Source organism: Geodermatophilus sp. SYSU D00525 (assembly GCF_054050475.1).
In genome coordinates this window covers 16,318-40,149 of record NZ_JBJGZK010000037.1, presented here as the reverse complement: position 1 = coordinate 40,149, position 23,832 = coordinate 16,318, and the positions used below count along the sequence as shown (strand labels likewise).

The 23,832-nt window shown below is 74.4% G+C and carries 20 protein-coding genes and 1 rRNA gene; 17 read left to right on the top strand and 4 right to left on the bottom strand.

From position 1 onward, the window contains the following. Nucleotide 1: 1 nt before the first annotated feature. Nucleotides 2–118: ribosomal RNA gene (rrf, locus tag ACI796_RS21505) — 5S ribosomal RNA — on the top strand. Between the two features lie 77 nt (nt 119–195). On the opposite strand, the gene ACI796_RS21500 is transcribed toward rrf, so the two are convergent. Together ACI796_RS21500 and ACI796_RS21495 are read right to left on the bottom strand one after the other, a co-directional pair. Next, the gene (locus ACI796_RS21500) at nt 196–864 is read right to left on the bottom strand and encodes a DUF2461 domain-containing protein (RefSeq protein ID WP_456943252.1); all 669 of its coding nucleotides are present in this window, start codon (nt 862–864) and stop codon (nt 196–198) included. Continuing rightward, nucleotides 861–1,445, bottom strand: coding sequence for an N-acetyltransferase family protein (locus tag ACI796_RS21495; RefSeq protein ID WP_456943251.1), 585 nt, complete (start codon nt 1,443–1,445; stop codon nt 861–863). The genes ACI796_RS21500 and ACI796_RS21495 overlap by 4 nt, the downstream gene beginning before the upstream one ends. A gap of 66 nt (nt 1,446–1,511) precedes the next feature. Here ACI796_RS21495 and ACI796_RS21490 point away from each other — a divergent pair, with 66 nt between their 5' ends. The 5 genes from ACI796_RS21490 to ACI796_RS21470 are packed head-to-tail and all read left to right on the top strand — an operon-like array spanning nt 1,512 to nt 6,725. Beyond that, a complete protein-coding gene (locus ACI796_RS21490; protein ID WP_456943250.1) occupies nt 1,512–2,744 on the top strand; it encodes a winged helix-turn-helix domain-containing protein in 1,233 nt (410 codons plus the stop codon). A gap of 11 nt (nt 2,745–2,755) precedes the next feature. Further along, nucleotides 2,756–3,568, top strand: a complete 813-nt coding sequence (locus ACI796_RS21485; RefSeq protein ID WP_456943249.1) for a thymidylate synthase — start codon at nt 2,756–2,758, stop codon at nt 3,566–3,568. After that, a complete protein-coding gene (locus tag ACI796_RS21480) occupies nt 3,565–4,086 on the top strand; it encodes a dihydrofolate reductase (RefSeq protein WP_456943248.1) in 522 nt (173 codons plus the stop codon). Before ACI796_RS21485 ends, ACI796_RS21480 begins: the two co-directional genes overlap by 4 nt. A gap of 10 nt (nt 4,087–4,096) precedes the next feature. Beyond that, nucleotides 4,097–4,993, top strand: a complete 897-nt coding sequence (gene dapA, locus ACI796_RS21475) for a 4-hydroxy-tetrahydrodipicolinate synthase (protein ID WP_456943247.1) — start codon at nt 4,097–4,099, stop codon at nt 4,991–4,993. 19 nt (nt 4,994–5,012) lie between these two features. After that, complete coding sequence (locus ACI796_RS21470; protein WP_456943246.1) at nt 5,013–6,725, top strand: ribonuclease J; 1,713 nt, start codon at nt 5,013–5,015, stop codon at nt 6,723–6,725. 59 nt (nt 6,726–6,784) lie between these two features. Here the strand turns inward: ACI796_RS21470 and ACI796_RS21465 are convergent, their stop codons facing one another. Beyond that, nucleotides 6,785–8,728, bottom strand: coding sequence for a dipeptidyl-peptidase 5 (locus ACI796_RS21465; protein WP_456943245.1), 1,944 nt, complete (start codon nt 8,726–8,728; stop codon nt 6,785–6,787). A gap of 73 nt (nt 8,729–8,801) precedes the next feature. Between ACI796_RS21465 and ACI796_RS21460 the strand changes: the two genes are divergently transcribed. The 10 genes from ACI796_RS21460 to ACI796_RS21415 all read left to right on the top strand — a co-directional run bounded on the left by ACI796_RS21460 (nt 8,802) and on the right by ACI796_RS21415 (nt 21,753). Beyond that, complete coding sequence (locus ACI796_RS21460; RefSeq protein WP_456943244.1) at nt 8,802–11,354, top strand: DNA translocase FtsK; 2,553 nt, start codon at nt 8,802–8,804, stop codon at nt 11,352–11,354. A 68-nt stretch (nt 11,355–11,422) separates the two neighbouring features. Next, on the top strand, nt 11,423–12,859 hold the full coding sequence (gene rimO, locus ACI796_RS21455) for a 30S ribosomal protein S12 methylthiotransferase RimO (RefSeq protein ID WP_456943243.1): 1,437 nt from the start codon (nt 11,423–11,425) through the stop codon (nt 12,857–12,859). A 7-nt stretch (nt 12,860–12,866) separates the two neighbouring features. Further along, nucleotides 12,867–13,529, top strand: coding sequence for a CDP-diacylglycerol--glycerol-3-phosphate 3-phosphatidyltransferase (gene pgsA / locus ACI796_RS21450; protein WP_456943242.1), 663 nt, complete (start codon nt 12,867–12,869; stop codon nt 13,527–13,529). A 157-nt stretch (nt 13,530–13,686) separates the two neighbouring features. Beyond that, complete coding sequence (locus tag ACI796_RS21445; protein WP_456943241.1) at nt 13,687–14,100, top strand: helix-turn-helix domain-containing protein; 414 nt, start codon at nt 13,687–13,689, stop codon at nt 14,098–14,100. 130 nt (nt 14,101–14,230) lie between these two features. Next, nucleotides 14,231–15,460: a DUF4032 domain-containing protein gene (locus ACI796_RS21440; RefSeq protein WP_456943240.1), complete on the top strand. Its 1,230-nt coding sequence runs from the start codon at nt 14,231–14,233 to the stop codon at nt 15,458–15,460. Nucleotides 15,461–15,687: 227 nt separating this feature from the next. Next, entirely contained in the window at nt 15,688–16,938 is a 1,251-nt protein-coding gene (locus tag ACI796_RS21435) for an extracellular solute-binding protein (protein ID WP_456943239.1), read from the top strand. Next, complete coding sequence (locus tag ACI796_RS21430) at nt 16,935–17,897, top strand: carbohydrate ABC transporter permease (protein WP_456943238.1); 963 nt, start codon at nt 16,935–16,937, stop codon at nt 17,895–17,897. Before ACI796_RS21435 ends, ACI796_RS21430 begins: the two co-directional genes overlap by 4 nt. Continuing rightward, on the top strand, nt 17,897–18,730 hold the full coding sequence (locus ACI796_RS21425; protein ID WP_456943237.1) for a carbohydrate ABC transporter permease: 834 nt from the start codon (nt 17,897–17,899) through the stop codon (nt 18,728–18,730). Before ACI796_RS21430 ends, ACI796_RS21425 begins: the two co-directional genes overlap by 1 nt. 48 nt (nt 18,731–18,778) lie before the next feature. Then, nucleotides 18,779–20,101: an ABC transporter ATP-binding protein gene (locus ACI796_RS21420; RefSeq protein WP_456943236.1), complete on the top strand. Its 1,323-nt coding sequence runs from the start codon at nt 18,779–18,781 to the stop codon at nt 20,099–20,101. A gap of 20 nt (nt 20,102–20,121) precedes the next feature. Continuing rightward, nucleotides 20,122–21,753, top strand: a complete 1,632-nt coding sequence (locus ACI796_RS21415) for a glycoside hydrolase family 13 protein (protein WP_456943235.1) — start codon at nt 20,122–20,124, stop codon at nt 21,751–21,753. 6 nt (nt 21,754–21,759) lie between these two features. Here the strand turns inward: ACI796_RS21415 and ACI796_RS21410 are convergent, their stop codons facing one another. Next, entirely contained in the window at nt 21,760–22,770 is a 1,011-nt protein-coding gene (locus tag ACI796_RS21410; protein ID WP_456943234.1) for a PfkB family carbohydrate kinase, read from the bottom strand. A gap of 195 nt (nt 22,771–22,965) precedes the next feature. Between ACI796_RS21410 and ACI796_RS21405 the strand changes: the two genes are divergently transcribed. Beyond that, a complete protein-coding gene (locus ACI796_RS21405; RefSeq protein WP_456943233.1) occupies nt 22,966–23,814 on the top strand; it encodes a PspA/IM30 family protein in 849 nt (282 codons plus the stop codon). Nucleotides 23,815–23,832 lie beyond the last annotated feature (18 nt).

The window sequence follows — 23,832 nt, the reverse complement described above, 5'->3', positions numbered from 1 at the left end:
TTACGGCGGCCATGGCGAGAGGGAAACGCCCGGACCCATTCCGAACCCGGAAGCTAAGCCTCTCAGCGCCGATGGTACTGCCCCGGAGACGGGGTGGGAGAGTAGGACGCCGCCGGACAACCATTCAGCAGGGCCCCGCACCGATCCCGGTGCGGGGCCCCACTGCATTCCGTCAGAACGGCAACGGACGGCCGATCAGCGGCGGCGGACCTCCTTCGTCGTCGCGCCGACGTTGTCCGCCAGCCAGGCGTTGAGCGCCACCAGGTCCCGCCAAGCGGTGCGGACCTGCTCCAGCGCCTCTCGCCCGTGCAGCCACTCGGCGAAGTCGAAGAGCCGGCTGGCGTGCAGGGACCGGTGCCGCAGCAGGTCCGCTCTGGCGTCGTCGCCGTCCAGGTCGTAGCCCTTGGGCACCCGGGTGAGGCGGTCACCGCCGACGGTCCAGCCGGCCGCGGCCAGGCGGCCCACGTCGTCCCGCAGTCGCGGGCCCTGGACGTCGTCGGCGACGGCCCGCCGGTAGCGCTCGACCTGGTCGGACTCCAGCCGCCAGGCACCGCCCGCGACGCGCAGTCCCGCGGCGGAGATCTCGACGTACCAGGCGCCCGCGCCGCGGCCCTCCGGGTTGGCGACGGCGCCCTGGTGCGTCTTGTACGGCGTCTTGTCGTTGCTGAAGCGGACGTCCCGGTAGGGGCGGAAGAGCTTCGCCGGGCCGAACTCCGCGGCCAGCTCGTCGACGAGGGCCTGCATCGGCGCCCTGACGCAGGTGTCGTACACGGCGCGGTGCCGCGTCCAGTAGGTCTTGGAGTTGTCCGCCTCCAGTCCCTCATAGAAGACCAGGCCCTCGTCGGGGAAGCCCTGGAACGTCATGCGTCTCCTCCCAGCAGGGTGTGCCAGCGGACCTCGCGCAGCGGGGTGCCGGCGGCGTCGAGGGTGCGCGCCCAGCCGTCGCGGTCCCACCCGGCCGACTCGAGGAAGCCGGCCGTGACCCGGTCGGCCTCGGGCACCCAGGCGGTCAGCCGCGCCGCACCGGTGCCGGCGGCCAGGTCGGCCACCGCCGCGAGCAGGCGGCTGCCGTGCCCGCGGCGTCCCCACCGCGGCTCCACCAGGAGGACGGCCAGCTCGGTCGTCGGGCCGGCCGGGTGCGGCCGCTCGCCGTCGGACAGCTCGGCCGGGCCGTACGCGGCGAAGCCGACCACCCGCCCGTCGTCGAGGGCGACCAGCACCCCGTGCGCCGCGGTGGGCGGCGAGGTGATCGCCGCGGCCCAGGCCGCCTCGGCGGCCGCGGCGTCCCAGCCCTCGAGCGCGGCCGGGGGCAGGACGTCGCGGTAGGCGGTGCGCCAGGTCTCGCCCTGCACGCGCGCCACCTCGGCGGCGTCCGCGGCGACGGCGGGGCGCACGGACACGTCCGCGGTGCCGGTCAGGCGCGGGAAGGCCGGGCGGGGGTCCACGCCGGGCAGCCTAGGTCGGGGGAGCGCGGAGGCGGACCGTCACCGGTGCACGGCAGGATCGGCGGCGTGCCCGCCCCCGTCGCCGACCGGCTGCCCGCCGCCCTCGCCCGGCGCATCGCCCTGGCCGCGCAGGGCTTCGCCGACCCGCGCCCCACCGGGGTCGTCGACAGCCGGCAGCTGCGGCGGATGGTCGACCGGCTCGCCGTCGTGCAGATCGACTCGGTCAACGTGCTGTCCCGGTCGCACTACCTGCCGGCGTTCAGCCGGCTCGGCGCCTACCGCCGGGCGGCCCTCGACGACTTCACCGCCCGCCGGCACGAGCTGTTCGAGTTCTGGGCGCACGAGGCGTCCTTCCTCCCGGTTCGGCTGCACCCCCACCTGCGCTGGCGCATGGCCGCCGCCGAGGAGCACGCGTGGGGCTCGATGGTGCGCATCCAGCGCGAGCGGCCGGGCTACGTCGCCGAGGTGCTCGACCGGGTGCGGGAGGGCGGTCCGACGAAGGCCAGCGACCTGGACGAGCCCCGCCCGGACCGGCCCGGGCAGATGTGGAACTGGCACGCCGGCAAGGTGGCCCTGGAGTGGCTCTTCTACACCGGCGTGCTCACCGCGCGGGCGCGGACGACGTCGTTCGAGCGGGTCTACGACCTCACCGAGCGGGTCCTGCCCGCCGCCGTCGTGCAGGCGCCGACGCCGGACCCCGCCGACGCCGTCCGCGAGCTCGTGCGCACCGCCGCCCGCGCGCTCGGCGTGGCCACCGAGCGGGACCTGCGCGACTACTTCCGGCTGAAGCCGGTGCAGACGCGGCAGGCGATCGCCGAGCTCGCCGACGCCGGGGAGCTGCTGCCGGTCGAGGTGGCCGGGTGGGGCGCACCCGCCTGGCTCGACCCCGGCGCCCGCCGGCCGCGGTGGATCCGCGCCCGCGCGCTGCTGTCCCCGTTCGACTCGCTGGTGTGGGAGCGGCCGCGGGTCGAGCGCATCTTCGGCTTCCGCTACCGGCTGGAGATCTACACGCCCGCCGCGCAGCGGGTGCACGGCTACTACGTGCTGCCGTTCCTGCTCGGCGACCGCCTGGTGGCGCGGGTCGACCTCAAGGCCGACCGCCAGGCCGGCGTCCTGCGGGCGCAGGCCACCCACGCCGAGGACGGCGTCGACCGCGCGGAGGTCGCCGCCGCGCTGGCGGCGGAGCTGCGGCTGATGGCGGACTGGCTGGAGCTCGACGACGTGGCCGTGGCCGAGCGCGGGGACCTCGCGGCCGACCTCACCGCCGCGCTGCCCGCCCCCCGCTCCGTGGTCGCCTAGGCTCGACGCCCGTGGTGAGCAACGGTCCGGTGGACACGCAGTACGAGGACCTCCTGCGGCGGATCCTCGAGACGGGCACGCCGAAGTCCGACCGCACCGGGACCGGCACGGTCAGCACGTTCGGGGAGCGGCTGCGCTACGACCTGTCGGCGTCGTTCCCGCTGATCACGACGAAGAAGGTGCACTTCCGGTCGGTCGCGGTCGAGCTGCTGTGGTTCCTGCGCGGCGACGGCAACGTCCGCTGGCTGCAGGAGCACGGCGTCACCATCTGGGACGAGTGGGCCGGTGCGGACGGCGACCTCGGGCCGGTCTACGGCGTCCAGTGGCGCTCCTGGCCCACCCCCGACGGCGGCACGGTCGACCAGATCCAGGGCGTCCTCGACACCCTGCGGGAGGACCCCGACTCCCGCCGCATGGTCGTGTCGGCGTGGAACGTCGCCGCGCTGCCCGACATGGCGCTGGCCCCCTGCCACGCGCTGTTCCAGTTCGCCGTCCACGACGGCCGGCTGTCCTGCCAGCTCTACCAGCGCAGCGCCGACATGTTCCTCGGCGTCCCGTTCAACATCGCCAGCTACGCGCTGCTGACCCGCATGGTCGCCGCGCAGGTGGGGCTGGAGCCGGGCGAGTTCATCTGGGTCGGCGGCGACTGCCACGTCTACAGCAACCACGTCGAGCAGGTGCGCGAGCAGCTCTCCCGCGAGGTCCGGCCGTTCCCGACGCTGGAGATCGCCCCGGCGCCGTCACTGTTCGAGCACACCTTCGAGGACCTCACCCTGCACGGCTACGACCCGCACCCGGCCATCCGCGCCGCCGTGGCCGTGTGACCGTCTCGCTCGTCTGGGCGCAGGCGCACGACCGGGTCATCGGCGCCGGCGGCGCCCTGCCCTGGCACCTGCCCGAGGACCTGCGGCTGTTCAAGCGCCTGACCAGCGGCGGCACCGTCGTCATGGGGCGGCGCACCTGGGAGTCGCTGCCCGCGCGCAACCGGCCGCTGCCGGGCCGGGTCAACGTCGTCCTCACCACCGACCCGGCCTGGTCCGCCGACGGCGCCGAGCGGGCCGGCTCGGTCGCCGACGTCCTCGCCGCGCACCCCGACTGCTGGGTGATCGGCGGCGCGGCGGTCTACGTGGCCTTCCTCCCGCACGCCGGGCGGCTGGTCGTCACCGACGTCGACCTGGCGGTCGACGGCGACACCCGCGCCCCCGTCCCCGACGGCGGCTGGCGGCGCGTGTCCCGGACGCCGGACGAGGGCTGGACCACCTCGACGACGGGCCTGCGGTACGCCGTCTCCGAGTTCCGGCGCGACGCTGCCGGGACCGGGACGCTCACGGCCGGTCGGTAGATTCCTCCGCATGACCACCGACCCCGCCCGGCCGTTCGGACGCGTCGTCACGGCGATGGTCACCCCGCTCGCGGAGGACGGCTCGATCGACCTCGCCGGGGCCCAGGAGCTGGCCGCGCACCTGGTCGACCGGCAGGCCCACGACGGCCTCGTCGTCCTCGGCACCACCGGGGAGGCCCCCACGCTCAGCGACGGGGAGCAGAACGCCGTCCTCGAGGCGGTCATCGACGCGGTGGGCGACCGCGCCTCCGTGGTCGCGGGCGTCGGCACCAACGACACCGCGCACACCATCGAGAACGCGCGCCGGGCCGAGCGGCTGGGCGCCGACGGCCTGCTCGTCGTCACCCCGTACTACAACAAGCCGCCGCAGGCCGGGCTGCTGCGCCACTTCACCGCGGTCGCCGACTCCACCGACCTGCCGGTGATGCTCTACGACATCCCGCCCCGCTCGGTCGTGCCGATCGAGGTGGAGACGCTGGTCCGCGCCGCCGAGCACCCGCGCATCGTCGCGGTGAAGGACGCCAAGGGCGACTTCGGCGCGCTCGCCTGGACCCTGGCCCGCACCGACCTCGCCTACTACTGCGGCGAGGACATGATCAACCTGCCGATGCTGGCCCTCGGCGCCGTCGGCGTGGTGAGCGTCGTCGGCCACCTGGCCGGCCCCCGGATCGCCGAGCTCATCGCCGCGGTCGAGTCCGGCGACCTCGCCAAGGCACGCGAGGTCAACGAGACCCTGCTGCCGCTCTACACCGGCATCTTCCGCACCCAGGGCGTCATCATGGTGAAGGCGGCGCTGCGCGAGCTGGGGCTGCCCGCCGGCCCCGTCCGCCCTCCGCTCGTCGACGCCACGCCCGAGCAGATCGCGCAGCTGCGCGCCGACCTCGCCGACGGAGGCATCCCCCTGTGAGCCCTGCGAGCACCACCCCGTGACCGTGAGCACCGCCGGCACCGCCGGTCAGCCGCACCTGGACCTCAAGACGCCGCCGCCGCTGCCCGCCGGCGGCCTGCGGGTCATCGCGCTGGGCGGGCTCGGCGAGATCGGCCGCAACATGGCCGTGGTCGAGTTCGACGGGAAGCTGCTGGTCATCGACTGCGGGGTGCTCTTCCCCGAGGCCGAGCAGCCGGGCATCGACCTGATCCTCCCCGACTTCGGGGTCATCGAGCACCGCCTCGACGACGTCGTCGCCGTCGTCCTCACCCACGGGCACGAGGACCACATCGGCGCGATCCCCTACCTGCTGCGGCTGCGCGGGGACATCCCGCTGGTCGGCTCGCGGTTCACCCTCGCCCTGGTGGCGGCCAAGCTGCGCGAGCACCGGCTGGTGCCGACCCTGGTCGAGGTGGCGGCGGGCGACGACCACGTCGCCGGGCCGTTCCACTGCGAGTTCATCTCGGTCAACCACTCGATCCCCGACGCGCTGGCCGTCGCCGTCCACACGCCCGCGGGCGTCCTGGTGCACACCGGCGACTTCAAGATGGACCAGCTGCCGCTCGACGGCGTCCTCACCGACCTCGGCGCGTTCGCCCGGCTGGGCCTCGAGGGGATCGACCTGCTGCTGGCCGACTCCACCAACGCCGAGATCCCCGGGTTCGTCACGCCCGAGCGGGCGATCGGCCCGGTGCTCGAGGACGTCTTCCGCCGCGCCACCCAGCGGCTGATCGTCTCCAGCTTCGCCAGCCACGTGCACCGCATCCAGCAGGTGCTCGACGCCGCCGAGATGCACGGCCGCAAGGTCGCCCTGGTCGGCCGGTCGATGGTCCGCAACATGGGCGTCGCGCGGGACCTCGGCCTGCTGCGGGTCGCGCCGGGGCTGATGGTGAGCCTGGACGAGGCGACGAGCATGCCGCCGGAGCAGGTGGTGCTCATCAGCACCGGGTCGCAGGGCGAGCCGCTGTCGGCGCTCGGGCGCATGGCCCGCGGCGAGCACCACCAGGTGACCATCGAGGCCGGCGACACCATCGTGCTGGCCTCCTCGCTGGTGCCCGGCAACGAGACCGCCGTCTACAAGGTCATCAACGGGCTGGCCCGTCTCGGCGCCACCGTCGTGCACAAGGAGACCGCCCGCGTGCACGTCTCCGGGCACGCCCCGGCCGGCGAGCTGCGGACGCTGCTGAACGTCGCCAAGCCGCGCTACCTCATGCCGGTGCACGGGGAGTGGCGGCACCTGCGGGCGCACGCCGCGCTGGCCGAGGAGACCGGCATGACCGCCGACCGGGTCCTCCTCGCCGAGGACGGCGTGGTGGTGGACCTGGTCGACGGCAAGGCCTCGATCACCGGGTCGGTGCCGGTGGGCAACGTCTACGTCGACGGGCTCAACGTGGGCGACGTCGGCGAGGAGTCGCTGCAGGAGCGGCGGATCCTCGGCGACGAGGGCTTCGTGGCGCTGACCGTGGTGATCGAGCCCTCGACGGGCACGATCGTCCGGCCGGTGCACCTGTCCACCCGCGGCTTCTCCGACGACCCGAGCGCCTTCGACGAGGTGCTGCACCTGGTCGAGGACAACCTCAAGCGGGAGCTCGCCGACGGTCAGCGCGACGCCCACCGGCTGTCGCAGACGATCCGCCGGACGGTCGGCAAGTGGGTGTCCGACACCCACCGCCGCCGCCCGATGATCATCCCCACCGTCCTGGAGGTGTGAGGCCCCCTCCAGGGCACCGCCCCGAGCCTGCGAGGGGTGGGGAGGAGGGGGTCCTTCCGCTAGCGCACGACCTCGATCGGGTCGATGCCCTCGCCGGCCGGCAGGTCGAAGCCCCACACCTGCGCGTAGAAGGACAGCTCGCCGTCGAGGGCGGCGCGGATGTTCTCCGCCCGCCGGAAGCCGTGCTGCTCGCCGTCGAACAGCAGGTAGGCGTGCGGCACGCCCTTCTCCCGCAGCGCCGCCACCATCACCTCGGCCTGCTCGGGCGGGACGACGCGGTCCTCGGCGCCCTGGAACACCGCCAGCGGGGTGTCGAGCGCGCCGACCTGCGTGATCGGCGAGCGCTCGGCGTACACGTCGGCGCCCTCGGGCCACGGCGCGACCAGCCCGTCGAGGTAGCGCGACTCGAACTTGTGCGTGTCCGCGGCCAGCGCGCCGAGGTCGGCCACCCCGAAGTGGCTGGCGCCGGCGGTGAAGACGCCGGGCCGCAGGGTGAGCGCGGCCAGCGTCGTGTAGCCGCCGGCCGAGCCGCCGCGGACGGCCATGCGCGCGGGGTCCACCCGGCCGGCGTCGGCGAGGGACCGGGCGCAGGCGACGACGTCGTCGAGGTCGACGACGCCCCACCGGCCCTGCAGCGCGTCGCGGTAGCGGCGGCCGTAGCCGGTGGAGCCGCGGTAGTCGACGTGCGCCACGCAGAACCCGCGCGAGGTGAAGTACTGGATCTCCAGGTCCAGCACGCGCGGGTGGGCCGACGTCGGGCCGCCGTGGACCATCACGACCAGCGGCGGCAGGTCGCCCTCCGGCGCGGTGACCGCAGGGTTCGTGGGCGGGTAGACGGCGGCGTGCGCCTCGGCGATGCCGGTGCCGCGCTCCTCGGTCGGGAAGGTCAGGTGCTCCGGGGCCGAGAACCACGCGGGGTCCAGCCCGAGGTCGCGCGCCGGGCGCAGCACCTCGCTGCGCCCGGACAGGTCCGCGCGCAGCACGACCGGCTCGCTCGCGGGGCTGCCGGCGACGCAGACGACGCCGTCGCCGAGCGCGGTGAGGTACCGCAGGGCGGTCCACCCGGGCAGCGCCACCTCCCGTGTGGAGCCGTCGGCCTCCACCACGACCAGCCGGTCCCCGCCCCGGCCGCCGGCCGCGGCGACCACCCGGCCGCCGGGCAGCAGCACGAACCGGCGGCCGCCGAAGACCCACTGCGGCCCGGCGATCTCGGTGCCGGTGTCGAGGACCAGCTCCGCCTCGCCGCCCGGCCGCCACCGCCACAGCGACCAGACGTCGGTCCGGTCGCAGCAGAACCAGAGGGTGCCGTCGTCGGCCCAGGTGGGCTGCACCGCCGACTCGCCGGGACCGCCCGCGACCACGGTCTCGGTGCCGTCGGCGGCGCGGACGACCAGCTGCGCGGCGTCCCAGGGCATGTCCGGGTGGTCCCACTGCAGCCAGGCCAGCTGCCCGTCCGGGCCGGGCCGGGGGTCGGAGACGAAGTCCGGCCCGCTGACCAGCACCTCGGCGGTGCCGTCCGGCGCCAGCCGCACCACCTCGTCGACGACGTCGGCCGCGGCGCCGGAGGCGGTGTGCGTCTCGCGGACGGCGAGCAGCGACCCGCCGGCCTCCGGCGTGAGGTCGGCGTACCGCACCCCGGCCGGCAGCTCCGGCTCGGGCGTGACGGCGACCGGTCCGTCGTCGCCGGGGGACAGCCGGTACAGCCGCTGGTCGTCGAAGTGGGTGAACCACAGCGTGCCGTCGGCGACCGTCCACGCCGCCCCGCCGTACTCGTGCACCCGGGTGCGGGCGTTCCAGGGGGAGGGGAGGACGTCGGCCGGAGTGCCGTCGGCCGGGCGCCGGACCAGCGCTGACCGGCCGCCCTCGCCGGGGCGTGACTCGGACCACCAGACGTCGCCGCCGTCGACGGCGACCTCGCCGAGGCGTGCCGCCGCGCGGACGACGAGTGCCGAGGTGATCGGGGTGGGCCAGCTGCCGTACGGGACGGGGGAGGAGGTCGGCATGCAGCGACCGTAGGCCGGGGACACGATCACGCGCCTTCCTGGGAGGACGCCGGCCGGCCGCTACCGTCGACGCATGCCTGCCCGCACCACGCCCTCGCGCCGGCCGGCCGGCTCGGCCCCCAAGGGGCGGTCCGGGTCGACGGCCTCCGGCAAGCGGCCGGCCTCGCGCACGCCCGCCCGCAACGGCAACCGCAAGCCGCCCGCCCGCAAGCCCGCCCCGAAGCAGGGGCCGGGCGCGGCCGCGGGCGCCGCCCGGGCCGCCGCGGGCGCCTGGTCCCTGCTCGCCCGCGGCGCCGGCGGGCTTGCCCGCTCGATCGCCCGCCCGGAGGAGGCCGAGCCGCTCGCGCCCGAGCACCGCCGCGACGGCGCCGGCCTCGCCGTCCTCGGGCTCGCGGTCGTCCTCGGCGCCGCCGCGTGGTTCGACGGCATCGGTCCCGTGGGCGCGGGCCTCGCCGACGGCGTCCGCTGGGTCGTCGGCTCCCTGCTCGTGGTGCTGCCGGCGCTGCTGTTCCTCGTCGCGCTGCGGCTGCTGCGCCGCGCCCCGCGCCCGGAGGCGCGCGGCCGGCTGGCCATCGGCTGGGTGTGCGCCACGCTCGCGGCGCTCGGCATCGCCTCGGTCGTCGGCACCCCCGCCGACCCGATGGCCGGGGAGCCCGGGTCGGGCGGCCTGGTCGGCTGGGCGGTCGGTACGCCGCTGACCGCGGGGCTCGGCGCCGTGGTCGCCGTCGTCCTGCTCTCGCTGCTCGCCGTCTTCGCGCTGCTGGTGCTCACCGCGACGCCGCTGCACCAGGTGCCCGAGCGGCTGCGCGAGCTCGTCGGCCGGAGCGGAGACGAGGAGTGGGACGAGGACGGCCACGACGAGGACTGGGCCGAGGAGGAGCCGGAGGAGCCGGTCAAGCCGCGCCGGTCCAAGCGCGCGGCACTGTCCGAGGCGCTCGCCGAGGGCGACTCGCCCGACCTGACCACCACCGGCCCGATCGACCACGTGCCGCTCGCCGACGTCCGCACGGCGGTGCAGGTCGAGCCCCCGGCGCCGCCGGCCCCCGCCCGCCGCGCGCCGGTCGTGGACCGCACGGCCCCGCCGGAGGAGCTCGAGCCGATCACCGAGCCCGAGCAGCTGCGCATCGAGCCGGTCGAGGGCGAGTACACGCTGCCGTCGGTGTCGCTCCTGCGGCCGGGGACGCCGCCGCGCAAGGAGTCGCAGGCCAACAACGCCGTCGTCGAGGCCATCCGCGGGGTGCTCGAGCAGTTCTCCGTCGACGCGGACGTCACCGGGTACACCCGCGGGCCGACGGTCACCCGCTACGAGGTGGAGCTGGGGAACGCCGTCAAGGTCGAGAAGATCACCGCGCTCACGCGCAACCTCGCCTACGCGGTCGCCAACGACAACATCCGCATCCTCGCCCCGATCCCGGGCAAGTCCGCCGTGGGCATCGAGGTCCCCAACGCCGACCGCGAGACGGTCAGCCTCGGCGACGTCATGCGCTCGCAGACGGCCAAGCAGGACCCGCACCCCATGGTGGTCGGGCTCGGCAAGGACATCGAGGGCGGCTTCGTCACCGCCAACCTCGCCAAGATGCCGCACCTGCTGGTGGCCGGTGCCACCGGCGCCGGCAAGTCCAGCTGCATCAACTCGCTGCTGACCTCGCTGCTGCTGCGCGCCGCGCCGGAGCAGCTGCGGATGATCCTGGTCGACCCGAAGATGGTCGAGCTCACGCCGTACGACGGCATCCCGCACCTGATCACGCCGATCATCACCGACCCGAAGAAGGCCGCCACGGCGCTGGCCTGGCTGGTCGAGGAGATGGAGCAGCGCTACCAGGACATGCGCGCCACCGGGGTGCGGCACATCGACGACTTCAACCGCAAGGTCGAGCGCGGTGAGATCACCGCCCCGCCGGGCAGCGAGCGCGTGTACCGGCCCTACCCGTACATCCTCGCGATCGTCGACGAGCTCGCCGACCTCATGATGGTCGCCCCGCGCGACGTCGAGGAGTCGATCGTCCGCATCACCCAGAAGGCGCGCGCCGCCGGCATCCACCTGGTGCTGGCGACCCAGCGGCCCTCGGTCGACGTCGTCACCGGCCTCATCAAGGCCAACGTGCCCTCGCGGCTGGCGTTCTCGACCTCCAGCCTCACCGACAGCCGGGTCATCCTCGACCAGCCCGGCGCGGAGAAGCTGATCGGCATGGGCGACGCCCTGTTCCTGCCGATCGGCGCCGGCAAGCCGCAGCGCATCCAGGGTGCCTACGTGTCCGACGCCGAGATCGAGGCGGTCGTCGAGTTCACCAAGCGGCAGGCCGAGCCGGAGTACCGCGAGGAGGTCTTCAGCGCCGCCGCGGGCGAGAAGAAGGAGATCGACGAGGACATCGGCGGGGACCTGGACCTGCTGTGCCAGGCCGTCGAGCTCGTCGTCACCAGCCAGTTCGGGTCGACGTCCATGCTGCAGCGCAAGCTGCGGGTCGGCTTCGCCAAGGCCGGCCGGCTCATGGACCTCATGGAGACCCGGGGCGTCGTCGGCCCGTCCGAGGGCTCCAAGGCCCGCGACGTGCTGGTCAAGCCCGACGAGCTGGAGTCGGTCCTGTTCACGCTGCGTGGCGGGACCCTGCCCGGCGGCGAGGGCTGAGCGGGGGAGCGGGCGGCGTCACCCCCGTCCGGCAGGGGCAGGTGGCGCCCGGCGCCTACGATGGTCCGGTGACACCCCCGACCGGCCCTGCCCGCACGGTGGCGGTGGTGACCCTCGGCTGCGCCCGCAACGAGGTCGACTCGGAGGAGCTGGCCGGCCGCCTGGCCACCGACGGCTACCGGCTGGTCGAGGACCCCGAGCGCGCCGACGCCGTCCTGGTCAACACCTGCGGGTTCATCGAGTCCGCGAAGAAGGACTCGGTCGACGCCATCCTCGCGGCCACCGACAGCGGCGCCGAGGTGGTCGCCGTCGGGTGCATGGCCGAGCGCTACGGCGCCGAGCTGGCCGGGGCGCTGCCCGAGGCCACCGTGCTCGGCTTCGACGACTACGCCGCGATCGGCGACCGGCTCGACGACGTCCTCGCCGGCCGGCCGCTGGTCCCGCACTCGCCGCGCGACCGCCGTACGCTCCTGCCGATCAGCCCCGTCGCCCGCACCGCCGCGGCCGCCTCGGTGGAGGCCCCGGCCATCCCGGGTCACGGCTGGGTGCAGCGCCGCCGGCTGGCCCCGGGTCCCTGCGCCGCGCTCAAGCTCGCCTCCGGCTGCGACCGGCGGTGCGCCTTCTGCGCCATCCCGACCTTCCGCGGCTCGTTCGTCTCCCGGCCCCCGGCCGAGGTCCTCGGCGAGGCCCGCTGGCTGGCCGGGCAGGGCGTGACCGAGCTGGTGCTGGTCAGCGAGAACTCCACGTCCTACGGCAAGGACCTCGGCGACCTGCGCTCGCTCGAGCGGCTGCTGCCGCAGCTGGCCGCGGTCGAGGGCATCGCCCGGGTGCGGGTGGCCTACCTGCAGCCGGCCGAGCTGCGCCCGGGCCTGCTCGAGGTCATCGCCGCGACCGACGGCGTCGCGCCGTACTTCGACCTGTCGTTCCAGCACTCCTCGCCCGGCCTGCTGCGCCGGATGCGCCGGTTCGGCGGCACCGACGACTTCCTCGCTCTCATCGAGCGCGCACGGTCGCTGGCGCCCACGGCCGGGTTCCGCACCAACGTCATCCTCGGCTTCCCGGGGGAGACCGAGGACGACGTCGCCGAGCTCGAGCGCTTCCTCACCGAGGGCCGCCTCGACGCCGTCGGGGTGTTCGGCTACTCCGACGAGGAGGGCACCGAGGCGATCGGCCTGCCGGGCAAGCTCGGCCGGGCCGAGATCGACGCCCGCGTCCGGCGGATCACCGACCTGGTCGAGGAGCTCACCGCCCAGCGCGCCGAGGACCGCGTCGGCGAGCGCGTCGAGGTGCTGCTCACCGAGGACCTGACGGCGGAGGAGGGCCCGGGCGTCTGGGCCGGCCACGCCGCGCACCAGGACCCCGACGCCGACGGCACGACCACGGTGACCGGCGTCCCCGCCGACGCCCGGCCCGGGCAGCTGCTCGCGGCCGAGGTGGTCGGCACCGAGGGCGTCGACCTGGTCGCGGCCGCCCTCGAGCCCGCCTCCCTCCCGGCCGGGCGGTGAGCGGGCGGTGAGCGCCGTCCTGCCGGATCCGGCGGCGACCCCGCCGCAGTCGGCCAGGCTGGTCAACCTGCCGAACGCGCTCACCGTGCTGCGACTGGCCCTGGTGCCGGTGTTCGCCGTCCTGCTGCTGTCCGACGGCGGCATGGACGACGACCGCCGGGTGTGGGCGACGGTCTTCTTCGGGCTGGCGATCATCACCGACCGCTACGACGGGCTCATCGCGCGGCGCACCGGGCAGGTGACCGAGTTCGGCAAGCTCGCCGACCCGATCGCGGACAAGGCGCTCACCGGGACCGCGCTGGTCGGGCTGTCGGTGCTCGGGCTGCTGCCCTGGTGGGTGACGCTGACCATCCTCGTCCGCGAGGTCGGCGTGACCCTGCTGCGGTTCTGGGTCATCCGGCACGGCGTCATCGCCGCCAGCCGCGGCGGCAAGGCCAAGACCGTCGTCCAGGCCCTGGCCATCGGGCTGTACACCCTGCCGCTGACCGGCGTGCTCGCCAGCGCGCGCTGGTGGGTCATGGCCGCCGCGGTCGTGCTCACGCTGGTCACCGGCCTCGACTACGTCTACCGGGCGCTGACCCTGCGCCGCACCAGCGCCCGGGCCGTGCGCGCCGCCGCCGCCCGGCGCGCCGCCGGGCCCACCGGCTCGGTCACCGACAGCGCGGCCTGAGGCCGGGGCCGCCCGGGAAGTGCGCGCCGGCCTGCGGCGTTACGCCATGAGCGGACGCGTCCACGTCGGCTCCATCGCGGGCGGGCGGGCCGCGTACCGTGGGCGCACGGCACCCGCGGGTGCCGCCGCTCTTCCCTCTGCCAGACAGGAGACGGCCATGACGCTGCTGCGCACCCAGCTCGGGCGGACCCTGCGCGGTCACCGGCTGCAGCAGCGGCGCACGCTGCGCGACGTCTCCGGTGCCGCCCGGGTGAGCCTGGGCTACCTCTCCGAGGTCGAGCGCGGGCAGAAGGAGGCCTCCTCCGAGCTGCTCGCCTCCATCTGCGACGCCCTCGACGTCGAGCTCGCCGACCTGCTCGCCGAGGTCAGCTCCGGCCTGCGGGGCTCCGACACCCGCGTCCGCTCGCTGGCCCCCACCGGCACCGCCCCCGCCGAGGAGACCGCGGCCGAGCCGGCCGCCGCGTCGGCGCCCGCCGCCGAGGCCGCGCCCGTCGCCGAGCCCGCGCTCGCGCTGGTCGGCGCCGAGAAGCCGGCCCGCGCCGGGCTGCGCGCCGTCTCGCTCGCCGCGTAGCCGCCCACCGCGGCGGGTGCGCCGCCCCGCCGTGGTGCCGGGCGTCGCGCCCCCCGCCGTGGCAGGGTGATCCCGGGGGGACCGCTCACCGGCGGGCGGTCGGCTGCTCCGGGAACCTGCGGAGGTCGCCGTGCGGTACCTGTTCCGGCCACCGGGGACCGAGGGTGCCCGGCTGCTGTCGCTGCCGTGGCACCAGCCGCTGGAGGAGTGGGACCCGGACCTGCTGCTGGAGGTCCCGCAGCGGGGCATCTCCCGGCACGTCGTCCGCTTCGTCGCCGAGCAGGGGCAGGTCTTCGCCCTCAAGGAGATCGCCGAGTCGCTGGCGCGGCACGAGTACGCGCTGCTCGGCGAGTTCGAGGAGGAGGGCCTGCCGGCGGTCTCGGTGCTCGGCGTCTGCGTGGACCGGCCCGGCGGCCAGGACGCGATCCTGGTGACCCGGTACCTCGAGTACTCGATGTCCTACCGCTACCTGTTCTCGCGGCCCAGCGCCCGGCAGTCGGTGGACCAGCTCATGGACACCATGGTGGTGCTGCTCGTGCGGCTGCACCTGGCCGGCGTCTTCTGGGGCGACTGCTCGCTGTCCAACACCCTCTTCCGCCTGGACGCCGGGGCGCTGGCCGCGCACCTGGTCGACGCCGAGACCGCCGAGCGGCACCCGCAGCTGTCCCGCGGCCAGCGCCACTACGACCTGGACCTCGCGCGCGAGCGGGTCGGCGCGGAGCTGCTGGACCTGCAGTTCGGCGGGCTCCTGCCCGAGGGCGTGGACCCCATCGAGGTGGCCGAGAGCCTGCCCCGCCGCTACGACCTGCTCTGGGACGAGGTCACCCGCGAGGAGGTCTTCCGGGCCGACGAGCAGCGCTACCGGGTGGCCGAGCGGCTGCGGCGGCTCAACGACCTCGGGTTCGACGTCGGCGAGGTCGAGCTGGTCACCTCCGACGAGGGCGCCCGCCTCCGGGTCGAGACCCGGGTCTCCTCGCCGGGCCAGCACCGGCGGGAGCTGGCCCGGCTCACCGGCCTGGAGGTGCAGGAGAACCAGGCCCGCCGGCTGCTCAACGACCTGCGCACCTACCGCGCCTACCTCGAGCAGAAGACGGGCCGGCCGGTCCCCCAGGCCGAGGCCAGCACCCGCTGGCTGACCGAGGTGTACCAGCCGGTCGTCGACGCGGTCCCCAAGGAGCTCGCCGGGCGCCTGGCGCCGGCCGAGGTGTTCCACGAGGTGCTCGAGCACCGGTGGTTCCTGTCCGAGCAGGCCGGCCGCGACGTCGGGGCGACGAAGGCCACGCGGTCCTATCTCGACAACGTGCTCTCCCGGACCCCCGAGGAGATCACCACGCCCTCGGTGATCGCCCGCCGGACCTGAGGCGGTACCGCCCTCCCGCAGGTCACGACAGGGGAACGGCCGGGTTGCGCGCTCCTGTGATCAGGGCCACGGTACGAGCACGCGGTGATCGTCGGTGCTCGCCGAAACGGAGGCGATGAGTCTTGTCCATCGCAGGAGGACGGATCCCGGAGACCGGAGCCGGTCGACCACCCCGAACTGGGCGCAGGCGTCGACGCCGGGCACTGGGGAGCGCGGCCACCGCGGCGGTGGTCGCGTCGACGCTGGCCGCCTGCGGGGGCGGGGGAGACAGCGCGACCCCGACCCTGACCTGGTACATCAACCCCGACTCGGGCGGACAGGCGGCGATCGCCGAGCGCTGCTCCGAGCAGTCGGACGGGGCCTACAACATCGAGGTGGCCCAGATGCCCCGCGACTCGCCCGCCCAGCGGGAGCAGCTGATCCGCCGGCTGGCGGCCAACGACGAGTCGATCGACCTCATGAGCCTCGACGTGGTGTTCCCGCCGGAGTTCGCCCAGGCGGGCTTCCTCGCGCCGGTCCCGGACGACGTCGCGCAGGAGGTCAGCGAGGGGGTGTTCCAGGGCGCCCTGGACTCCGCCACGTGGGACGGCGAGCTGGTCACGATCCCCTTCTGGTCCAACACCCAGCTGCTCTGGTACCGGAAGTCGGTGGCCGAGGCCGCGGGGCTCGACATGACCCAGCCGGTCACCTGGGACCAGCTCGTCGAGGCCGCGGAGGGCCAGGACAAGCTGCTCAGCGTCCAGGGCCGGCGGTCGGAGTCCCTGATGGTCTGGTACAACGCGCTCCTGGAGTCCGCCGGTGGCCAGTACATCGAGGAGAGCGGGGAGACCCCGGAGAGCATCCAGTTCGGTCTCACCACCCCCGAGGCGCAGCGCGCCTCCGAGGTGATGGCGTCCATCGCCAACTCCTCCGCGGTCGGCCCCGGCTTCACCACGTCCAACGAGGACACCAACTCGGACGAGTTCGAGAGCGACGACGCCGGCTTCATGGTCAACTGGCCGTTCGTCTACGCCCAGGCCTTCACCAGGATCGAGGCCGGCACCCTCGACCCGTCCGTCCCCGAGGACTACGGCTGGGCGCTGTACCCCGCCGTCGACGAGGGCACGCCGAGCGCACCCCCCCTCGGGGGCATCGACATCGGGGTGTCGGCGTTCAGTCGGTACCCCGACCTCGCCTACCAGGCGGTCACCTGCATCGTCCAGGACGACAACCAGGCCGAGTACATGGTGACCAACGGCAACCCGGCGTCGTCGATCGCGGTCTACGACGACCCCGAGGTGCAGGAGGCCTACCCGATGGCCGACACCATCCGCGAGTCCCTGGAGCTGGCGGCGTCCCGCCCGCTCTCGGCCTACTACAGCGAGATCCTCGGCTGCTTCCTGCGCGAGTTCCACCCACCGGGCTCGGTGACCGCCCAGACCGGTGAGGCCACGGAGGAACTGACCAAGGCCGTCCTCACAGGGGAGCAGCTGCTATGAGTCAGACGACGCTGCCGCCGGTCGAGAAGACCCAGCCGGTCTCCGCGCCCCGCGGCACGATCAGCGACCGGTCCCGGGCCGAGCGCAAGCTCGGCTGGATGCTGGCCGGCCCGGCCTTCGTGGTCATGCTGTTGGTGACCGCCTACCCGATCGTCCAGGCGGTCTACTACTCGCTGTTCAACTACCGGCTCACCGACCCGGAGAACCGGACCTTCGACGGCCTCGGCAACTACTGGGTGATCCTCACCGACGGCGTGTGGTGGCAGGCCATCCTCGTCACGGTGATCATCACGGTGGTCACGGTCGCTGTGGAACTGGTGCTGGGGTTCGCCCTGGCCCTGGTGATGGCCAAGGCCCTCAGTTCGATCCGCCCGGTGGTCCGGGCCGCCATCCTGATCCCCTACGCGGTGATCACGGTCGTGTCGGCCTACGCCTGGCAATTCGCTTTCAAGATCAACACCGGCTTCGTCAACAGCTGGTTCGCCTGGCTGCCGGGCGTCAGCGACACCACCGACTGGTTCGGCGGCCAGGGCACCTCGCTGTTCGTGATCTGTCTGGCCGAGATCTGGAAGACGACGCCGTTCATCTCGCTGCTGCTCCTGGCGGGCCTGGCCCAGGTCCCGGAGGTGCTGCAGGAGGCCGCCAAGGTGGACGGCGCCACCTGGTGGCAGCGGATGTGGCGGGTCACCATCCCCAACATGAAGGCCGCCATCATGGTGGCGCTGCTGTTCCGGACCCTGGACGCGTTCCGGATCTTCGACAGCATCTTCATCATGACCGCCGGCGCGAACAACACCGAGTCGGTCTCGTTCCTCGCCTACCGGCAGACGATCTCCCGGGTGGAGATCGGCCTGGGCTCGGCCGTCTCCGTGCTGCTGTTCCTGTCGGTGGTGCTCATCGCCTTCAGCTTCATCAAGGGATTCCGGGTCGACCTGGCCCAGGCACGAGGGGAGCGCTGATGTCGACCAAGGAGAAGACCTGGTGGTGGATCGGCGGCGCCCTGATCGTCCTCTACTGCCTGTTCCCGATCGCCTGGATCGTCTCGCTGTCGTTCAAGACGACGGCGGACCTCGCGAACAAGTCGTTCCTGCCGTCGGCCTGGACGTGGGAGAACTACTCGACGATCCTCACCGGCTCGGCGAGTGACCTGTTCCTGCCGGCGCTGCGGAACAGCTTCGGGATCTGCCTGATCGCGACGTTCATCTCCTGCGTCCTGGCGATGTTCGCCGCCTACGCGATCGCCCGGCTGGACTTCCCGGGCAAGCGGCTCATCCTCGGCACCGCGCTGGCCGTGGCGATCTTCCCGGTGATCTCGATCGTCACGCCGCTGTTCAACCTGTGGCGGCAGATCGGGCTCTACGACACCTGGCCGGGCCTGATCATCCCCTACCTGTCGCTGACGCTGCCGATCTCCATCTGGACGATGTCGGCGTTCTTCCGGGAGATCCCGTGGGAGATGGAGCAGGCGGCCCAGGTCGACGGCGCGACGACCTGGCAGGCGTTCCGCAAGGTGATCGTCCCGCTCGCCGCACCCGGCGTGTTCACCACGGCGATCATCGCGTTCTTCATCGCCTGGAACGACTTCGCGTACGGCATCTCGCTGACCTCGACGAACGCCGCCCGCCCCGTCCCGGCCGCGCTCGGCCTGTTCTCCGGCGCGTCCCAGTTCCAGGACCCCACGGGTGCCATCGCCGCGGCGGCGGTGATCGTCACCATCCCCGTCGTCGTCCTGGTGCTCCTCTTCCAGCGGCGCATCGTCGCCGGTCTCACCAACGGCGCGGTCAAGGGCTGACCCGGCCGTGCCCACCATCCCGCCGACCCATCGAGGGGACGAGATCTGATGGCCTCCATCGAGATGAAGAACATCGTCAAGCAGTACGGGGACGGCTACCCGGCCGTGAACGACGTCAGCCTGGACATCGCCGACGGCGAGTTCATGATCCTGGTCGGCCCGTCCGGCTGCGGGAAGTCGACGCTGCTGCGGATGATCGTCGGGCTCGAGGACATCACCAGCGGCGACATGCTCATCGGCGGCAAGCGCGTCAACGAGCTGGCGCCGCGCGAGCGCAACCTGTCGATGGTCTTCCAGAACTACGCGCTGTACCCGCACATGACGGTGTTCGAGAACATCGCCTTCCCGCTGCGGCTGTCGAAGACGCCCGACGACGAGGTCCGGCGCCGGGTGAACGAGGCCGCCGAGGTGCTCGAACTGCGCGAGCACCTCGAGCGCAAGCCGGCGAACCTCTCCGGTGGTCAGCGGCAGCGCGTCGCGATGGGCCGGGCCATCGTGCGCCAGGCCGAGGCGTTCCTCTTCGACGAGCCGCTGTCCAACCTCGACGCCAAGCTGCGCGGCCAGATGCGCACCGAGATCAGCCGGCTGCAGCGCCGGCTGGGCATCACGACCGTCTACGTCACCCACGACCAGACCGAGGCGATGACCCTCGGCGACCGGGTCTGCGTCCTGCGCAAGGGCAAGATCCAGCAGGTCGCCTCGCCGCGGGAGCTGTACGAGCAGCCGGTCAACCTGTTCGTCGCGGGGTTCATCGGCTCGCCGCCGATGAACTTCCTCCCGGCGACGCTGGAGGGCAACGCCCTGCAGACGCCGTTCGGGCAGGTGGAGCTCGACGAGAAGCGGGTCGCCGCCGTGCGGGGCCGCGACCTGCTGCTGGTCGGCATCCGGCCGGAGTACTTCGAGGACGCCTCGCTGGTCGACGAGGCCAAGAGGCCGCACGGGTCGCTCTTCCGCGCCCGCGTCGACGTGACCGAGTGGCTGGGCGACTCGCAGTACGCCTACATCCCCTACGAGGCGCCGGAGGCGATCACCAGCCAGCTGCGCGACCTGTCGCGGGAGCTGGACTCCGAGGAGCTGCGCACCCAGGCGATCGTGTCGATCGACGCGACCAGCCGCATCCGCGAGGGCCGGGACGCGGAGTTCTGGCTCGACAGCCGGAAGATCCACGTCTTCGACCCGCAGACGGGTGAGAACCTCACCCGGGACGCCGAGGCCGGCGCCCGGCTCACCCAGCTGGCCGAGGAGGACCGGGTCGGGCAGGTGCAGGACGCGCAGGCCAGCGGGCAGACCGTCGGCTCCAGTGTCATCGCCGGGACCACCGGGCCGTCCGGTTCCTCCGGGTCGTCCGGGGCCCACCGGGCCGGCGCCTGAGGGAGGACCGGCCCCTCCTCGTGGACCACCGCCGCCCGTGGTGGCGGACGGCGGTGGTCTACGAGGTCTACCTGCGCAGCTTCGCGGACGGGACCGGGGACGGGCTGGGCGACGTCCCCGGTCTGCGCGGCCGGCTGGGGCACCTGGCCGACCTCGGCGTCGACGCGCTCTGGGTGACCCCCTGGTACCCGTCGCCCATGGCCGACGGCGGCTACGACGTCGCCGACCACCGCGACGTCGACCCGCGGTTCGGCACCCTGGCCGACGTCGACGCGCTGCTCGCCGAGGCGCATGCGCTCGGGCTGCGCGTCGTCGTCGACCTGGTCGCCAACCACACCTCGGCCGAGCACCCCTGGTTCCGGGCGGCCCTCGCCGGCGGACCGACGGCGCCCGAGCGGGCGCGCTACTTCTTCCGGGACGGCCGGGCCGGCGGGGACGCGCCGCCCAACGACTGGATCAGCGCGTTCGGCGGGCCGGCGTGGACGCGGGTGCGCGAGCCCGACGGCCGGCCGGGGCAGTGGTACCTGCACCTGTTCGCCCCCGAGCAGCCGGACCTGGACTGGACCTCCCGGGAGGTGCAGGAGGAATTCGACGGGATCGTGCGGTTCTGGCTCGACCGCGGCGTCGACGGGATCCGCGTCGACGCCGCGCCGGCGATGGCCAAGGTGCCCGGCCTGCCCGACGCCGGGCACGGCCCCGGCGCGGTGTTCGCCAGCAGCGAGTGGGTGGGCAACCCGCACTGGGACGTCGACGCGGTGCACGAGGTCTTCCGCCGCTGGCGGCGGATCGGCGACAGCTACGACGGCGACCGGCTGTTCGTCTCCGAGGCCGTCGTCCGCGGGCCCGAGCGGCTGGCCCGCTACGTGCGCCCGGACGAGCTGCACACCACCTTCAACTTCGACTACCTCAGGGCGCCGTGGGACGCCGCGGCCCTGCGCGCGGTGGTCGACGGCACCCTCGCGGCGCTCGCCCCCGTCGGCGCGCCGGCCACCTGGGTGCTGTCCAGCCACGACGAGACCCGGCACGTCACCCGCTTCGGCCGGGCGCACAGCGGCGCCGCCGTCATGGGGTTCGACGCGGCCGGGCCCGCCGACCTCGCGCTGGGGTTGCGGCGGGCACGCGCCGCGGTGCTGCTGACGCTGGCCCTCCCCGGCGGTGCCTACCTGTACCAGGGGGAGGAGCTCGGCCTGCCCGAGGTCGAGGACCTGCCCGCCGACGCGCTGCAGGACCCCACCTGGGAGCGGTCCGGGCGCACCGCGCGCGGCCGCGACGGCTGCCGCGTGCCGCTGCCGTGGTCGGGGGACCGGTCGCCGTTCGGGTTCGCGCCCGACGGCGTCGCCCCGTGGCTGCCCCAGCCGGCGTCGTGGCGGGACCTCACCGTCGAGGCGCAGCGGGACGATCCGTCGTCCACGCTCTCCCTGTACCGGGCGGCCCTGCGGCTGCGCCGCGAGCTGCTGGCCGAGGAGCCGCTGACCTGGCTGGACCTCGGCGCCGGCGTCCTCGCCTTCGACCGCGGGCCGGTGCTGCGCTGCGTGGTCAACCTGTCCGCCGGGCCGGTCCCGCTGGAAGGGCTCGGGCGGGTGCTGCTCGCCAGCGGCGCGGCCGGCGACGACCTGCCGCCCGACACCGCCGCCTGGTTGTCGCCGGCCTAGGGAGCGTCAGCCGCGGGCGGCGGCCAGCTCGGCGGCGGTGGGCGGGTCCGCGCCGACCCGCGTGCAGGTGAGCGCGGCGGCCAGCGCGGCGTCGTCGACCAGGCGCAGCAGGTCGTCGTCGGACAACGCCTCCAGCGCCGCGCGGGAAGTGACCCCGGCGGCGAGCAGGCCGGCGAAGAACCCGGCCGCGAGGGTGTCGCCGGCGCCGACGGTGTCGGCGACGGTCACCCGCGGCGGCTCGCGGTGCAGCAGCGGCCGGCCCGGGCGGGCGATCCGCAGCGGCGCACCGCCGTCGGTGAGCAGCACCAGCGCCGGGCCGCGGCCGGCCCAGCGCTGCGCGGTGGCGTCGAGGTCGCCGGCGGCGTCGGGCTCCAGCCAGCCGAGGTCCTCGGCGCTGACCTTGACCAGGTCGGCGACGGCGACCAGCCGGTCGAGCCGGGCCCGGACGGCGCCCGGGTCGTTGCCCAGCGTGCCGCCGACCGGGCCGCCGGCCAGCATCGGGCGCAGGTTGGGGTCGACGCTGACCAGCGCGCCGCCGACCAGCCGCTCGGCCAGCCGGGCGATCGCGTCGCACCCGGGCGGGGTCCAGCTGGAGATGGAGCCGACGTGCAGCACCGCCGTCGCCTCCGGGACGACGGCGGCCAGCTCCTCGTCGGTCCACTGCCAGTCGGCGGCGCCCTGCACGTGGAAGCCGTAGTCGGCGGACCCGTCGGGGGCCAGCCCGACGACGGCGAGGCTCACCGGCTCGGTCGCGGCCACCATGCCGCGCGTGTCGACGCCGGACAGCTCCGCGTGCCGCCGCAGCGCCGGCGCCAGCGGGCCGGTGCCGAGGCGGGCCAGCAGCGCCACCGGGGCGCCCAGCCGCCCGGCGGCGACGGCGACGTTGAGCGCGTTGCCGCCCGGCCGCGCCACGTACTGCGGCGCGGTGCCCTCGGGGCCGGCGTCGGCGTCCGGGACCGGCAGCAGGTCGACGACGAGCTCGCCGAGGACGGTGAGGGTGGGGACGGCGCTGTCCATCGGCCGACCCTAGCCCGGCCCGGGCCGGTCCTCCGGGGATCCCCGGACGGGGGACGGCGGCCGGACCGGGGACGTCCCTGTTGGCCGGGACACCGTTCCTGCTGGGACGATGACGGGGAGAACCGCCGCGGCACCGCGGCGGTGCGGGAGCCAGGAGGCGGCGCGGGACCGCGCCGGAGCAGGAGGAGCCCAACCATGCCCAACCCGATCGTCAAGCTCTGGCGGTACCTGACCGCGTCGGCCAACGCGCAGATCGACCAGCGGGCGGACCCGAAGATCCAGATCCAGCAGGCGATCGAGGCCGAGCAGCAGCGGCACCAGGCGCTGGCCAACCAGGCCGCCGCCGTCCTCGGCAACCAGCGGCAGCTGGAGATGCGGCTGAACCGGCAGCTCGGCGAGGTGGAGAAGCTGCAGGCCTCGGCCCGCCAGGCGCTGGTGCTGGCCGACCAGTCCCGCGGGCGGGGCGACGCGCCCAAGGCCGCCGAGTACGAGCAGGCCGCGCAGGCCTTCGCCACCCAGCTGGTCGCCGCCGAGCAGGCGATGGAGGACCTCAAGCGCAGCCACGACGAGGCGCTGCAGGCCGCCGAGCAGGCGCGCGGCGCGGTCGAGCAGAGCCGGATGCGGCTGCAGACGACGCTGGCCGAGCGCACCAAGCTCATGAGCCAGCTCGAGCAGGCCAAGATGCAGGAGCACGTGGCCGCCTCGATGCGGCAGGTCAACGAGCTGTCCGCGCCGGGCAACACCCCGAGCCTGGCCGAGGTCCGCGACAAGATCGAGGCCCGCTACGCCAACGCGCTCGGCCAGGCCGAGCTGGCGCAGACCTCGGTCGAGGGCCGCATGCTCGAGGTGCAGAAGGCGACCCTCGACGTCGCGGGCGCCTCCCGGCTGGAGCAGATCCGCGCCGGGATGGGCGGGCAGGGCGCCGGTCAGCCGGCCGTCGAGGGTGGCACCGGCGCGGCGGGGGCGATCGGCCCCGGGACCGGGACGGCGTCGCCGTCGTTCGAGAAGACCGAGCAGACCGCCCAGCGTCCCGAGAACGCCTAGGTCCTGACGGCCGCGGGC